Source organism: Mesorhizobium sp. M1E.F.Ca.ET.041.01.1.1, assembly GCF_003997355.1.
Lineage (GTDB): Bacteria > Pseudomonadota > Alphaproteobacteria > Rhizobiales > Rhizobiaceae > Mesorhizobium.
This window is the reverse complement of record NZ_RZSL01000103.1, coordinates 1-14,953: the sequence shown is the minus strand read 5'-3', so window position 1 is coordinate 14,953 and position 14,953 is coordinate 1. Positions and strand designations below refer to the sequence as shown.

Genomic DNA, 14,953 nt, shown 5'->3' with positions numbered 1-14,953 from the left:
GTGCTGGAGATACTGCGTCGCGACGACATCGACATCGTCATGAACCTCGCCGCCGAGAGCCATGTCGACCGCTCGATCGACGGCCCCGGCGCCTTCATCGAGACCAACATCGTCGGCACCTACCGCATCCTGAACGCCGCGCTCGACTACTGGCGCGGGCTGTCCGAGGAGCGCAAGTCCGGCTTCCGCTTCCACCATGTCTCGACCGACGAGGTGTTCGGCGACCTGCCCTTCGACAGCGGCATGTTCGTCGAGGAGACGCCCTATGCGCCGTCCTCGCCCTATTCGGCGTCGAAGGCGGCGTCGGACCATCTGGTGCGCGCCTGGCATGAGACCTACGGCCTGCCGGTCGTGCTTTCCAACTGCTCGAACAACTACGGGCCCTATCATTTCCCGGAAAAGCTCATCCCGCTGGTCATCCTCAACGCGCTCGACGAGAAGCCGCTGCCGGTCTACGGCGCTGGCGCCAACGTGCGCGACTGGCTGTTCGTCGAGGATCACGCGCGCGCCCTGGAGCTGGTCGCGACGAAGGGACGGCCGGGAGAGGGCTACAATGTTGGCGGCAATTCCGAGCGCACCAATCTCGGCGTCGTCGAGACGATCTGCGATCTTCTCGATTTGAGGCGCCCGCGCGCCGGCGGCAAAAGCTACCGCGACCTGGTCACCTTCGTCACCGACCGCCCCGGCCATGACCGCCGCTACGCGATCGACGCCTCCAAGATTGCGCGCGATCTCGGCTGGACGCCGAAGGAGAATTTCGACAGCGGCCTGGCAAGGACCGTCGACTGGTATCTCGACAACAAATGGTGGTGGGGCCCGATCCGCGAGCAGCGCTACAATGGCGAGCGGCTGGGCCAAGGTCCGACCGAAAACAGTTCAATCGAAAGCAGCCCAATCGAAAGCAACCCGATCGAGAACGCCGGGAGCAGGAGAGTGGCCACGTGAGGCTTGCCGTCACCGGGCGCGAGGGTCAGGTTGCCGCGAGCCTCATTGAGGCGGCGCGGGGCCGCGGCGATGTGGAAGTCGTCGCCGTCGGCCGTCCGGTGCTCGATCTGGCGCGGCCCGACACGATCTTCGTGGCGCTCGAGGCGGCAAGGCCCGACATCGTCGTTTCGGCCGCGGCCTATACGAATGTCGACCAGGCCGAGGACGAGAAGGACCTGGCCTTCGCGGTGAATGCCACCGGCGCCGGCAAGGTGGCCGAGGCGGCCGCAAAGCTCGGCGTTCCCGTCATCCATCTCTCGACCGACTATGTCTTTGACGGCACCAAGGACGGCGCCTATGTCGAGACCGACGCGACCGCGCCGCTCGGCGTCTATGGCGCCTCCAAGCTTGCCGGCGAGCAAGCCGTGGCCGCAGCCAACCCACGCCACCTCATCCTGCGCACCGCCTGGGTCTACAGCCCCTTCGGCAAGAACTTCGTCAAGACGATGCTGAGGCTTGCCGCCGACCGCGACGAGATTTCGGTTGTGGCAGACCAATGGGGCACTCCGACCTCGGCGCTCGACATCGCCGACGCGATCCTGCATGCGGCGGCGAGGCTGCAAGACGACAAGAATTGCGCCGCCTTTGATGTCTACCATCTGGCTGGCGGCGGTGAGACCAACTGGAGCGGCTTTGCCCGTCACATCCTCGACACAAGCAGGGCATTTGGTGGCCCGCACGCAAGCGTGCGCGATATCGCCACAGTGGACTATCCGACCAAGGCGAAGCGCCCGGCCAATTCGCGGCTGTCGAGCGCGAAGTTTGGCAAAGCTTTCGGGTGGCGGGCGCCGCTGTGGCGCAAATCAACACAAGAGGTGGTGCGTCGCCTCCTGGAGACGAGACAGGCATTGAGCGCATGAACAAGCATTTTTTGGAAGACTTGGACACATCTGTCTATTCAGTTGAGTCTGCGACTTCCGAGAACGACAAGCGTTCTCTCTTAAGACTGCAAAAATTGGTCAGCGGATCGGTGGCTCAATACAGCTACCTTGAGATCGGATCGGACCAGGGAGGAAGCTTGGTTCCTATTCTCCGTGATCCAAATTGCGCGCACGTCATCTCCGTCGATCTTCGGCCGGAAAAACAGCCTGATGAAAGGGGGACCAGTTTTTACTATCCCTTGGACGGCGAAGCTCGGATGCTCGAGAATCTGCAAAGATGTCTGCGGCCGGATGAACTTGATCGCCTCACGATTTTCAGGTGCGACATCTGTGATGTCGACGTAGCCGACGTACCAAACATCGATTTGGCTCTGATTGACGGAGAACACACAAACACCGCCAGCTTCTCCGATGCCGATCGCATGCTGGACTTCGTCAATGGTGATTCGGTCATTGCATTTCATGATTCGAATCTTATCGACGACGCTATCCAAAACTTCGAAAGGATGCTCTCGCGGTTAAAGATCGAGCACTCGACGGTACTCTTGCCTGATAATGTCGGAGCGATCGGGCTCGGAAAATTTGCGAAAACCATAACGGAGCAACTAGGTCCCCTTTCTGCACCTCGTTCTGAATTCTTTGCAGACGCTCAGCTGAAGAGATGGATCTCAGTGGCGAATTCCATCAGGAATCGCGGGCTGCTCACGGATCGAACCGAAGAAATGAAATCGGAGATCACCGATCTGCGATCTCAACTGGTAAACGAAAAACGAGAATCAGAGAAATTGCAGCGAGAGCTGGAGGCCGTACGGCGACAGGTCGATATGCTCCTGCAAAGCACTTCGTGGAAGATAACAGCTCCGTTGCGACGAGGTGCTGGTTTGTTCAAACGGGGCCCGGTTCGATGAGCAGTTCGCGACTCACTTCGACTGACAGAGTCCGGATTGTCGGTCCTCGACGGAGGATAGAGATTTGCCTTCTGGGCGTTCGGGTGTGCAGAGAGGATCTTTCATGAGCGGAGGAATCAACGGCCGGAAGAGCCGGATTCGCAAGACGCTTCGCCAGTTGTATGACGAGCACGACGGTAAGGTTTCTGACAAGTGGTCGATCTACCTTGATGAGTACGATCGAGTTTTTTCCGATTATCGAAACAAGCCGGTTAGGATCCTGGAAATTGGAGTCCAGAATGGCGGATCACTTGAGATTTGGGGTAAGTATTTTTCAAAAGCCGAAATTATTATCGGCTGCGACATCAATCAGAACTGCGGTCTCCTCAATTTTGAAGACAGAAGAATTGGTGTAATCGTCGGTGACGCCAATGTTGAAGATACCCATCGCAGAATTTTAGAACGATCCAACACGTTCGATATTGTCATAGATGATGGTTCGCACAGATCTTCCGACATCATACGAACTTTCGCCCGCTATTTTGCTCATATTGCGGACGGTGGGACATTTGTCGTCGAAGATCTCCATGCCAGCTACTGGCAGGACTTCGAGGGCGGCCTTTATGATCCGCTTTCCTCGATCTCGTTTTTCAAGCGGTTGCTCGACCTGATCAATCACGAGCATTGGGGGCTGGACCGCAGTCGAGTTCACGCTCTCGCGGCCTTCACGGATCGGTATGAAATTGCATTCGATGAAGCCTCGCTCGCGTCGATTCACTCCATCGAGTTCCTGAACTCGCTCTGCATCGTGACTAAGCGGCCTTATCAGGAGAACGTCCTGGGTTCCCGTCACGTAGCCGGTCGCGACGCAAACGTTGAGCAAAGCATCATGAGCTTGGACGGCGCGACCGTGGAGGCCGCCGAGCAGGCTGCAAATCCATGGTCGCTGCGATCAGTGACGATCGAACAGGAGACCACGCAAAATCGAGAATCGGTCAGCCAACATGCTACGCGGCTTCGGGCGCTCGCCGATGAGATCGTGGAGGCACGAGAAAGGATAAAGATCAACGAGGCCGAGACCGCTCGCGTCAAAGCTGAAGCCGCCGGAAATGCACAAAAAGTCCAGGATCTTCAGGCGCAGCTTTCGGCAGCACATGCGGCATCCAACTCACTGCTTGTCGATCGCGACAGTGCTCGCTCGGAGGAGAAACGACTGCACGATGTCCTCGATGCCGTTTACGCAAGTACGTCATGGCGACTGACGCGACCACTAAGAACCTTGGGGCTTGGAACCAGGAGCACAGTAGGCAGTATTCGAAGAACGCTGGCGCAAAAGGCCCGTATCGCCTGGCACGGAATACCCTTGTCCGCCCGGACCAAACAGCGCCTGAAGGGCACGGCATTTTCTGCGTTCCCAGCATTTTTTTCCTCGACCAATGCGTATCGTGCCTGGAAGAGTTTTCAATCGTCGGGCACGACGCCGGAACTCTGGTCGAAGCCTGGCGCAAAGGATGCTGTCCTGCTCCCGAAGCCCATCTATGTCCCGCGCCTCGAGGCGCAACCGGTGCTTCTGAAGCCCGTTCGTGTAGTTGCTTTCTACCTTCCGCAGTTTCACCCAATTCCCGAAAACGACGAATGGTGGGGAGAGGGCTTCACTGAATGGACCAACGTCAAACCGGCGCAGCCCCAGTTTGTCGGTCACCACCAACCGCATATACCTGACGAACTCGGCTACTACGATTTGCGCGATGTCTCAGCGCAGCGCCGCCAGGTCGAACTCGCGAAGCTGTACGGCGTCGAGGGCTTCTGTTTCTACTTCTACTGGTTCGGCGGCAAGAGGCTGTTGGAGAGGCCGCTTGAAAACTGGCTGGCCGATCACAGTCTGGATCTGCCATTCTGCCTGTGCTGGGCAAACGAGAACTGGTCGCGCAGGTGGGACGGGCTCGATCATGAGATATTGATCGCCCAGGACCATTCCTCGAACGACGATCTTGCCTTCATCGCTGAGGTCGCGCCATATCTTCGCGATCCCCGCTACATTCGCGTCGATGGCAAGCCGCTCCTGCTCGTTTATCGCCCGAGCCTGCTTCCTGCGGCAGCGGAAACCGCCCAGCTTTGGCGGAAGTGGTGCCGCGAAAACGGCATCGGTGAGATTTTTCTTGCCTACACCCAGTCGTTCGAATCCGTGCCGCCCGAGCAATATGGGTTCGACGCTGCCGTTGAATTTCCACCGAATCGGTCGGCCCCCCCCAACGTCACGCATTTGGTAACGCCGTTGAACGACGACTTCGACTCGACCGTCTACGACTGGTCAGTTTTTTGCGAACGCAGCAAGAACTATGCGCCGCGCAGCTACAAGCTCTTTCGATCAGTCTGCCCCGGCTGGGACAACACTGCGCGTCGCAGGCACGGCGGCGGTGTATTCATCAACAACACGCCGGAACTCTACCGCACATGGCTAGAGAACGCGATTGACGACACCGTCATTCATGTCGAGGAACCAAGCGAGCGACTGATCTTCGTCAATGCCTGGAACGAGTGGGCTGAAGGCGCCCATCTGGAACCGGATGCCGCCAACGGTTTTGCCTATTTGCAGGCGACCCGCGAGGCGTTGGAGGCAGCGAATAAGAAATCCAGCCCCCGTATCGTGGTCGTTTCCCACGACGCTCATCCGCATGGCGCGCAGTATTTGGCTCTGGCGATGGCGCGCGAACTCGGAGCGCTAGGCTTCGATGTCGACATGATCGTTCTGGGCGACGGGCCGATGCTGCCACGCTTCGCCGAAGTCGCAACCGTTCACCGCATAGACCTCGCCAGTGAGCAACCGGAACGGGTGCTCACAAAACTCCAGGCAATGCGGGACGCCGGCGCGGAGGTCGCTATTGTCAATACGACCGTTTCTGGCCTCCTTGTTCCTGTGTTGAAGGAAGCAGGGTTCCGCACTGTCTCGCTGATCCACGAATTGCCGGGAGTCTTGCACCAGTACGATCTTAAGAAGCATGCGACGGCTATTAACCGGCATGCCGACAGTGTCGTCTTTGCGGCGTCGATTGTGCAGTCCGGGTTTGAGGAGTTCGTCGGCGAACCGCTGAGCAAGTCGGTGATACGCCCCCAAGGCCTATTGCGAAAGAACCCATTCAAGGATCGTGCCGAAGAAGCCCGGCGTTGGGTCTGTGAACAGCACGGTCTTGCTTCAGACACGCGCTATGTCCTCGCCGTTGCTTTTGTCGACCACCGCAAGGGGCCGGACATTTTCATCGACATGGCAGAGGAGGTGCTTCGCACGCATCCTGAAATGGCCTTCATCTGGATTGGTCACTTCGATGCCGGCATGAAAGAAAAGATTGCGGCGGCTCTCGACGAAAGGCGGCTGACAGAACGAGTGAAATTCGTCGGTTTTGTTCAAGAGCCGATGGCATATTACGCAGGCGCCTCTGTCTATGCACTGACCTCGCGCGAAGATCCATTTCCGAACGCGGTGCTGGAGGCCGCGGAGGTCGGAGTGCCGGTGGTTGCCTTTCGGGATGCAACCGGCGCGGCGGATCTTATCGTCGAAGAAGGCGGTCAACTGGCGCAGAATCTGGACGCCAACGATTTTGCGGCAAAGGTCCGCGAACTGTTGGACAGTCCGGCCAAAGCGAGCGGCGCCTCTGTGGCTTCAATGCGGCAGTATCTCTTGGATCTGCTTCACTATGCGACCGCGTTTCAGCGCGTATCGGTAGTCGTTCCCAACTACAACTACGCGCATCACCTCTTTGAGCGGCTGAACAGCATTGCGGGCCAAACCTACCCGATCTATGAGCTTGTCATCCTCGACGATGGCTCGACCGATGGAAGTGTCGACGTCATCAAAACTTTCCTGGCTGAGAGGCAGGAACTTGATGGTGAGCTGATCGTCAACGAGCAGAATTCTGGTTCAGTGTTTCGGCAATGGGCGAAGGGTATCGAGCGATGCCGCGGAGATGTCGTTTGGATTGCCGAAGCGGATGATTTTGCGGCTCCCGACTTTCTTCAGGAGCTCGTATGCTCCTTCGATGATCCTTCAGTTGTGGTGGCCTACAGCCAGTCACGCCAGGTAGATGGCAACGGTCTTGTCCTCGCGGAGGATTACACTGGCTACACCAGCGATATCTCGGACAGATGGTCTTCCGACTATGTAAGGAATGGCTACGAAGAAATCAGCGAGGCAATGGCCGTCAAGAATACGATTCCGAACGTCAGCGCCGCTATATTCCAGCGGTTGGCTCTCTGCAGTGCGGTCGCCGGTCTAGGCGATGAGCTGTTCGGCTATCGCGTGGCGGGAGACTGGCTTGTTTATCTCCGGGTGCTGTTGCAGGGAAAGATCAAGTTTAGCGCAAAGCGTCTCAATTCTCACCGCCGCCACATGAAGAGCGTAACAAGGGGCGAAACCGCCGTTACGCATTTGGACGAGGTGCGGCGGATGCAGGAACTTGCGCGCTCACTCGTGGCAACCTCTGCCGAGACCCGCCGAAAGGCCGATGCCTGGTTGCGACATGTCCGCATCCATCTCGGCATTCAAGACGTAGATGCGGCATGACACAAGTGCACAGACCGCAGTCTAAGCTGCGGAAGAAGGCGGTGATCCTTGGTGCTTCCGGCTTCATCGGCGTCAATCTCGCGCGCCGACTGGCCGAAATTGGCGTCGACCTGACCTGCTTCGCCCGCGGTGTGTCCGATTATTGGCCAATTGGCAGCCGAGTCATCCTTGGGGATCTGGTTAGCCCGCCTCCCGAGCTCCTTGAGGCGATGAAAGGGGCAGTTGTCTTCCATCTGATGAGCTCGACGCGTCCAACGCCGGCAACCGGCGAGGCTGTCGCAGAGATCGCGACCAATCTCATGGCAACAGTGGGTCTGCTAGAGGCCACCAAGGACATGGACTGCCGCTGGGTCTTTTCGTCCTCGGGCGGGACCGTCTACGGCCAGACTGATGCTGCACGGATTACCGAGGAACATCCGAACATTCCGATCTCGTCCTACGGCACAGTCAAGCTCGCGATCGAGCGCTACTTCAGTCTCTACCATACATTGCATGGTCTCGATTTCGTGACGGCTCGGATATCGAACCCCTTTGGGCCATACCAATTGGCAGCAGGGGGCCAAGGGCTTGTCGCGGCATTGTTCGATAGGATCGCCGGTGGAAGGCCGGTTGAGATTTGGGGCGACGGCGAAAATATTCGGGATTACGTCTATATAGATGACGTTACCGAGGCTTTGATCCTGCTCGGGCAACGGGGAAGGGCTGGAGCGATCTACAATGTCGGCTCGGGCCTTGGCTCGACAGTGAACGAGTTGGTGGCGAAAATATCCACTATTCTTGGCGTCCGGGCGGAAGTGGTCTATACCCCTTCTCGTGGCATTGATGTCCGCCGTAATGTGCTCGATATTAACAAAATCGAACATGAACTTGGCTGGCGCCCGGCCTATACTCTTGATGAGGGTGTCGTGCTCACACATCGCTGGTGGCAAGGCCAACATCACCTGGGCGGCCTTGCGACAGATAACAAGGGTAATCTAGGGAACGCTTTGTAAACGCCACTTGCATCTTTTCGTCACAGTCACAAAGCGCTGAGCCCCTGGTTTCACATTAGGCCTGCATCAAGCGCCGGAAAAAGGAACGTGGCCGCCTTTACAAGAAATCCGGTCGCTCTTGCGATGGCCGATCCCCGCAAACTGAACCATCCGCCTTCGGGTTCATGCCGCGGCTCAAGAAGATATCCCTCGTCGAACCCGGAGCGGAAATGCGGGCGGTAGGAGGGCAGCGCCAAACGCATCCGCTTGATGCATTTCCTGACGTTCTTCCGCGTCAACGGGTACTCGCCCGGCCCGCATTTAATGGTCTGCAAAAGCTCGAGAATTGCGCGATGCTGATCGGCGGAGGGACAAGCAATATTCACATGTCTCAATGCCTCGATCAAAGGGTAGGACAGCGATTCATTCCCGCCGGTCTGGCTGAAATCGAAACTGTCGCCCGACACGCCGATCATGGCCAGGAAATCGCTGAAAATTGAGCCGCCGACCCATTGCGACCGATCGTATGGGGCCAGAGTAATGTTCGGGATTTTCAGCCACGGTCGCAGCAGGTCCAACTGCGACGGGTCGTATGCGAAGGGTTCCTCGTTCAGCGGGCGCGTCCAATGTCTGTCATGATGACGGACCACTTCATTGAAGGCGGAGACAACGATATCACTTGGGTGACGTACATAAGCGATGACGCGAACGTCGTGCCCCTTAAGGCATGATAGCAACAGATCAAAATCTACTTCCGGCTCGCAAAGCATTTCCGAGCTGATGAGCACCGTTTTGTTTTCTGCCTCTGCGAGCGTCATTGCCAGCCGTGTTGGGCCATGATCGATCGACCCCGGCATGAATGCCATGGCCAATGGGTTGTGGTTCGGCCAATCGGGGATCGTCGGTTTGTAAATGACACCACGATCAGCAAGCAGCGCGGAGTTCCGGTGCAGGAACGATTGCAGCGCGCTAGTGCCTGTCTTGTGTACGCCGATGTGAAGGATGATCGTCATGGAATCGACCTCAGCGAAGGTCTGTAGCATTGATCATTGAAACCGCAATGTCATTAGGCAGATCGTGATCTTCCAACGAATCCAGGGACAAAAACAAGCCTTGATGGTTAATTTCGCAAAGTCTCGGCGCGCTCGATCCGCAGCATCCCGGCTCGCGAGCCACCATTAGCCAGGTTGCATCAGCACAGATACTTGGAACGGATCGAGTATCGATCGATCATGGCCTACAACCGTCCAACCCTGCCCGCGCAAAAAATCGATCTCGCACGAGATGTCGCCATATGTTTCCCCCTCGGGGCCGGCATGTGGCAGATAGGCAAACCCGTTCCGACGATGATCGGATTGCATCTTCGATGTGAACGAAGTGTTCCGAACGCGATCGATGAATGGCCAGAATTCAATAGGCCGAATGGTGGCCACGAACAGTCCGCGGGGCTTGATGTGATTGCGAAGCGCCGCGAGGCAGGCTCTCGCGGTTGGTGGCGCAAGGTGGGTAAACACGGAAAAAGCGAAGATCAGGTCGAATTTCTGGTTGCCGACGGGCAGGGAAGAGGGAACCCGTTCCGATTGGGCGAACTTGCCAGGTAACCGTGCCTCTCGACATAGATCGAGAGATTTGTCCCAGGCGTCGACGCCCCAAATATTGGCCGGGTCGCTGTAGTAGTACATCATGCGAAGAATCCGGCCATAGCCGCACCCAAAATCGAGGATTTCTGAGTCAGCCAGCGGTGCCTTGATATATCTTGTGAAGTTGTTCTCCAACTGACGCGCAAAGGTTGAAGTCTGCCGATAGAGGTCGAGGCCAGATGCCCCGGTCCAAGTCTTCTGCACGTCCTCACTGGCCATCGCGGGCAGTAGGCGGGACAGACCGGGATAGTCTCTGTTCGGCAAGGAAATCATAAAAAGCCCGAAATCGTCCAGACTCAATCGGCGCAGGAAAACGAGTGCCTCTTCGACGGTGCATCCGCCAACCGCGGCGCGTTCCGCAGCATTCAAGTGAGGGATGGCTACGGAAAACATGCTGGCCATTTCCTTTTGCTTGCCTCGTCTGAAGTCGTGTGCCCGTGTAGCACGCGCTGGATTTCAGTCAACCTAGGCAAGGTCAACTCACCATTGGTCGCAATTTCGTTGTCGCTATAGCCAATTTATCGCGCATCGACAGGTATTTAGCGATTACTTAAATGGCGGGGTTTCTCCCGCGCTTGAGACCCTGGCCAAGGCCGGTGTGGTCTAGCCGATGTGTAGCCGCCATCGCTTCGCTGAGCAAATTTCCCGCTGCTAGGGGAGGTTAGAAGTTGTAATTTCCCGAGCGAAGGTTGTTCGTGCGACTACAAACTGGGGCATGTTGTTGACGCGAACATAGATGCGTCCGATGTACTCCCCCAGGATTCCCAAGAAGATCATCTGGAGGCCGCCAATAAATAGGGTTGTTGCGATAAGCGACGCCCAGCCGGGCTGCATCTCAGGGTGAGTTATCTTTTCTGCCACGACATAGCCGAGAACGAGCAGGCTGCCGCCAGCGACCAGAAAACCGGCAATCGTGGCCAGCCGAAGTGGGTAGATAGATGATCCGGTGGCCATTTTCAGCCAAAGCGAGACCGACTTTTTGAGGTTGTAGTTGCCTTCGCCAGCCCAGCGTTTCTGATGATCGATATCTATCGAGGAAATCGCGCCCGTGGTGTTCAAGATCAGGCCATCGACATAGGTGTATGGGCCATCGTACAGCAGAATGGCGTCAGCGATGTCCCGGCTCAGCGCCTTGAAGGAAGAGAGATAGAGTCCGCGAGGTTTTTTTAGGATCGCTGCGGCCGCCCAATCATTGAACTTGCTGCCCCAACGCTTCCAGGCCGTGTGCTGGCGCCCTCGATATCGAGTGTAACAAACGTCCGACCCTGCCGCGATGGCTCCAGCAAGCTGGAGCAGGGCTGAAGGAGGATGCTGGAGGTCGTCGTCCATGATGATGATGATGTCACCTCGCGAAAACCTGAGCCCGGCCATAATGGCGTTGTGTTGCCCCGCGTTCTTGCGCAGCGAAACACCCCTGACAAATTGGTTTTCTTTGGCGAGATCTTCGATGATCAGCCAGCTCTTGTCCGGACTGCAATCGTTCACCAGCACTATTTCGAAGGATTTGGAGAGTTCGCTCACCGAAAGAACTCGCTCAATCTGCGCAACAAGTTCCGGCAGGACGTCCATGCTTCGATAAACCGGCACGACTATGGACAGAGCGATCCGATCTAGTTGTTTATCTACCTTTGAGGCGTCCACAACATCCTCCTACTGAGATGGCTGTTTGAAGGAAACGTCGACGTGATCGCAGTCAGGACCTGATCTGTTCTCGACGGTGATAGTCAGGCGTCCGTCTTCGGGTGGCAAATCGATCGAGACCTGATCCCCGGGCACTACGGGGCCGCTCCAAATTTTGCTCGCATCCAGCTCAACCCGACCTATTACCCCGTCGGCATTCGGGCACTTTTTGAGAACATCAGAACTGATCGAGAAAGCCATAGAGGTCGGCCTCTCGGCTACGGAAGATTCCAGCGGAATTGACACCGAGGTGGGCTTTGTTGCGCCAGGGTGGAGGAAGAGGTTGCTGGGACCCAGGGGCGCCACTGTGCCCCAGACATCGCCCAGTTGAGCTTCCCTGGCGGTGAACGGTATCGACATGGTGTGAAAGTAATATGCCGGCCAATCGGGATAGGTGGAGCCGAGAATATCAAGCAGTTGTTTCATTTCCGTGTTTGTCACGGGCCTTGTACGATGCAGCAGATATCCGGTCACATTTGCGGCGAGTTTGTAGGTCTTCCCGGTCTGCTCGAATGCTTCGCCAAATCCGGCGTGCTTCAACAGCATTTCGCCGGGAACCGTAATATTGGCCTGACTGCCGGGAGCTTGACCGCTACCGCTTTGCGGTGGTGTGACGGCTATCGCATAGTCCGACCGAAGGATTTCGAAGGGGAAGAGGTTCACCTTCGCAATGTGCGGCGCATAATTTATATGAGGGTCTAACGCGGGCGACAGAACTGCTACAAGCGAGTCCGAAAGCACCAAGCTTGAAGAAAAGATGACGACGTGCTCGTCAGGCTTCAGTGTGGTCTCGAGATCGTGCACCAGCCTTTCATACTCAGCAAGATTTTCGATCTTGAGTGGCCTGTTGTCAACTTGCGGAACGACCAGCCTAAGCGCTCCCGAAATGCTCGCAACCGGTGCGATGCTGACTACAAAAATTAGAACCGATAGCGCCCCAAATGGAAGCATCCTCCAGTTCGCGGGCAGCGCCAGGAGCCGACCAGCCGTCCAATCGACGCCCAAAAAGTAGATAGGGAAGAGCCAGAACGCGACCGGCAAGAAGTGATGCGGTCCAAGTTGCTGGGTTTTGGCGAAGATGATGAAAGTCGCAACTGCGGCGCACAGGCAAAATAGCGCTTCGAAGTTTTTCCTTGCCAACGTCACAGCGAACCCGATGGCCATCATCGCCGCGACCCACGGCCCCAATCTGCCCCAGGCCATCCTGAGGTGAACCGATGGCGACACCTGGTACGAGTCGTAAAGATCGCCATAGGATGTCGAAAGCGCTCGCATGACCAGACCGGACTGGAACCAGAGCGATAGCGCTAGAAAGCAGACGCCCGCGATGAACAGTGCTGCCAAAAGGTGCGTCAGTCCAGAGCGGCCGGATCGCCAGTGCCGGATCAATCCGAACAGAAACGACACGACAAAAAAAACCACCACGCTGAATGCATACCAACGGCGAAAGAGGAACGGCGTCCAGACCAATACGCCGATCATCAGTCCATAAACCACAGGCCTGCGTTCCAGAAAATTCGATCTGAAAACGAGAAGAGTCGCCAGTCCAAGGGGGGCTAACCCAACGACGTCCAGCATGCCTCGGAGAGTGGGCGTCCAAAATGGGAGGTATGTGGCGGCGATCAGGAAAATCCAAGGAAGGGTGTTGACGGACGCCTTCGAAATTCGTCCACTGATAGCCGTTATGGTCAGTATTGCCGGTAGCAAATACGCTAAGATGATCGCGACAATGTATACAGTCCTACTGCCGCCGAACAAGGCAAAGAAAGGATAAAGCAGTATCGCGGCCGATGCATTGTAGTCGTCATTCCGGATTGAACCGAGCGCTCTGTGGAGCCAGTCCGAACCTGAGCCGATCAGGTCCCCGTATTGCTGAAAAATCTTCCAGTATGCGCCGTAGTCCCATATATAGCCGGGATCTTCGATATGTACGTACGCGGCACCTACGCCGATCAGGATCGGGACCGAAACCAGCGCAGTCAGGACCAGTTGCCTATTGCCTTCTGATAGCCTCATGTCCTAGTCCCGATACGACATTTCAATCCGTCGACGCTGTTAGGGCAGATTCGGCAGAAGTGGAACATAAAAAGGTTGGAAATGGCCGGCAGCGAGTTCGATGCGTACAGGACCACATACGCGGATGCCGTGAATGGTGCGATTTCCTTTTCCGGCCTGGACGTCGACTTCTTTACGCGCGCGAAGGCGGTCCGGCTGATTGATATCCTAGAAAGAGACATTGGCCCGGCGGATGCACTCTCTGTACTGGATGTGGGCTGCGGCGTCGGGAACTATCACGGTATCTTGCGCGGGAGCATCGGCCGACTGACGGGGGTCGATCCCTCATCTGAGTGTATAGCCGAGGCTGAGGTGAGGAACCCCGGCATTGCCTATGCTGTGTCGGATGGCAGCACCCTTCCGTTCCCGGACGACAGCTTTGATGCAGCCTATGCAATCTGCGTCATGCACCATGTTCCACCAGAAAACTGGAAACTTTTCGCTGCGGAACTCGCTCGCGTGACGCGGCCGGGAGGTGTCGTGCTCATATTTGAGCACAATCCCTACAATCCTTTGACGCGGCGTGCTGTTTCGAATTGTCCCTTCGATGAGGATGCAGTTCTGCTCTCGAAGGGACAGGTCATGAAGCATCTGCATGATGCCGGCCTCCGCGATGTCGACGGCCGATACATACTCAATGTCCCATCGATAAACGGCCCTCTGCGGCGGATTGACGAAGCATTGGGTTTCGTGCCGTTCGGGGCGCAGTATTACGTACAAGGCCGGCGTTGAAGATTCCATTCGAGAAAGTCCGGCAGATATTGACCTTCACGGCTGTGGGTCTCTTTAACACGGTTGCCTATTTTGCCTTGGCCAATGCCCTTTTATTTCTCGGAAGTGGCGAAACTATCGCAGCGTACACGGCCTACGCAGCTCTTTTGCCTGTCTCATTCATGGGTCATCGCCGATTTACCTTCCTGTCGGAAGGGCGCCTTGATACCGAGTGGATAAAATTCTGCGTTGTCCAGATCACCAACATCGTAATCATTGCCGTGGTGACGTATCTGTCTGGCGCCGGGTATTTCACGGGATGGCTGACATTTGCAATTATTAGTGTTCTCATCCCAGTTCTGAACTTCATAACGTTTCAGCTATGGGTTTTTGTAGAACACGGAAGATAATGCGGCGACTAGCGCGGACGGGTATCCGTCGCAAATTCGACCGAACGTTTCTCCCTGGTGTGACGGGTAGGATTAGGCCTTAACTGCTCCTTCGGCCCTCTTGGCTAGTTCCGTCGTCAGCGACTCCACCCGACCGCCTTTGAGTGTCAGTCTCTTCGTGCACACGCTTTGAATAA

General features: G+C 56.6%; 11 protein-coding genes. 7 read left to right on the top strand and 4 right to left on the bottom strand.

Going from position 1 to position 14,953, the window contains the following annotated elements; genetic code table 11:
• The 5 genes from rfbB to EOA38_RS11510 form a co-directional block, all read left to right on the top strand.
• The coding region (gene rfbB, locus EOA38_RS11530; RefSeq protein ID WP_245480814.1) for a dTDP-glucose 4,6-dehydratase at positions 1-945 on the top strand (945 nt) is incomplete at its 5' end.
• Positions 942-1,844, top strand: coding sequence for a dTDP-4-dehydrorhamnose reductase (rfbD, locus tag EOA38_RS11525; protein WP_127220132.1), 903 nt, complete (start codon positions 942-944; stop codon positions 1,842-1,844). The genes rfbB and rfbD, both read left to right, overlap by 4 nt.
• Entirely contained in the window at positions 1,841-2,773 is a 933-nt protein-coding gene (locus tag EOA38_RS11520; RefSeq protein WP_127220131.1) for a class I SAM-dependent methyltransferase, read from the top strand. The genes rfbD and EOA38_RS11520 overlap by 4 nt, the downstream gene beginning before the upstream one ends.
• 103 nt (positions 2,774-2,876) lie before the next feature.
• Positions 2,877-7,310 (top strand): glycoside hydrolase family 99-like domain-containing protein, encoded by a 4,434-nt coding sequence (locus tag EOA38_RS11515; protein ID WP_127299253.1) that lies wholly within the window; start codon positions 2,877-2,879, stop codon positions 7,308-7,310.
• Positions 7,311-7,351: 41 nt separating this feature from the next.
• Positions 7,352-8,302: an NAD-dependent epimerase/dehydratase family protein gene (locus EOA38_RS11510; RefSeq protein ID WP_189434612.1), complete on the top strand. Its 951-nt coding sequence runs from the start codon at positions 7,352-7,354 to the stop codon at positions 8,300-8,302.
• Between the two features lie 50 nt (positions 8,303-8,352).
• On the opposite strand, the gene EOA38_RS11505 is transcribed toward EOA38_RS11510, so the two are convergent.
• From EOA38_RS11505 to EOA38_RS39095, 4 genes are all read right to left on the bottom strand, one after another.
• Positions 8,353-9,294 carry a sulfotransferase domain-containing protein gene (locus EOA38_RS11505; RefSeq protein ID WP_189434610.1) on the bottom strand — a complete coding sequence of 314 codons (942 nt, stop codon included), beginning with the start codon at positions 9,292-9,294 and terminating at the stop codon, positions 8,353-8,355.
• 165 nt (positions 9,295-9,459) lie between these two features.
• On the bottom strand, positions 9,460-10,314 hold the full coding sequence (locus EOA38_RS11500; RefSeq protein WP_189434608.1) for a class I SAM-dependent methyltransferase: 855 nt from the start codon (positions 10,312-10,314) through the stop codon (positions 9,460-9,462).
• 258 nt (positions 10,315-10,572) lie between these two features.
• Positions 10,573-11,562, bottom strand: coding sequence for a glycosyltransferase family 2 protein (locus tag EOA38_RS11495; RefSeq protein ID WP_245468358.1), 990 nt, complete (start codon positions 11,560-11,562; stop codon positions 10,573-10,575).
• A 9-nt stretch (positions 11,563-11,571) separates the two neighbouring features.
• Complete coding sequence (locus EOA38_RS39095) at positions 11,572-13,617, bottom strand: hypothetical protein (RefSeq protein ID WP_189434605.1); 2,046 nt, start codon at positions 13,615-13,617, stop codon at positions 11,572-11,574.
• 81 nt (positions 13,618-13,698) lie between these two features.
• Between EOA38_RS39095 and EOA38_RS11485 the strand changes: the two genes are divergently transcribed.
• Complete coding sequence (locus tag EOA38_RS11485) at positions 13,699-14,388, top strand: class I SAM-dependent methyltransferase (RefSeq protein ID WP_127220137.1); 690 nt, start codon at positions 13,699-13,701, stop codon at positions 14,386-14,388.
• Positions 14,385-14,777, top strand: coding sequence for a GtrA family protein (locus tag EOA38_RS11480; protein WP_189434603.1), 393 nt, complete (start codon positions 14,385-14,387; stop codon positions 14,775-14,777). Before EOA38_RS11485 ends, EOA38_RS11480 begins: the two co-directional genes overlap by 4 nt.
• Positions 14,778-14,953: the final 176 nt, after the last annotated feature.

Bases quoted from the DNA above. Each gene is read 5' to 3' on its own strand.
- EOA38_RS11520 (WP_127220131.1), top strand. From the start codon at position 1,841: ATGAACAAGCATTTTTTGGAAGACTTGGACACATCTGTCTATTCAGTT.
- EOA38_RS11515 (WP_127299253.1), top strand. From the start codon at position 2,877: ATGAGCGGAGGAATCAACGGCCGGAAGAGCCGGATTCGCAAGACGCTT.
- EOA38_RS11505 (WP_189434610.1), bottom strand. From the start codon at position 9,294: ATGACGATCATCCTTCACATCGGCGTACACAAGACAGGCACTAGCGCG.
- EOA38_RS11500 (WP_189434608.1), bottom strand. From the start codon at position 10,314: ATGTTTTCCGTAGCCATCCCTCACTTGAATGCTGCGGAACGCGCCGCG.
- EOA38_RS39095 (WP_189434605.1), bottom strand. From the start codon at position 13,617: ATGAGGCTATCAGAAGGCAATAGGCAACTGGTCCTGACTGCGCTGGTT.
- EOA38_RS11485 (WP_127220137.1), top strand. From the start codon at position 13,699: ATGGCCGGCAGCGAGTTCGATGCGTACAGGACCACATACGCGGATGCC.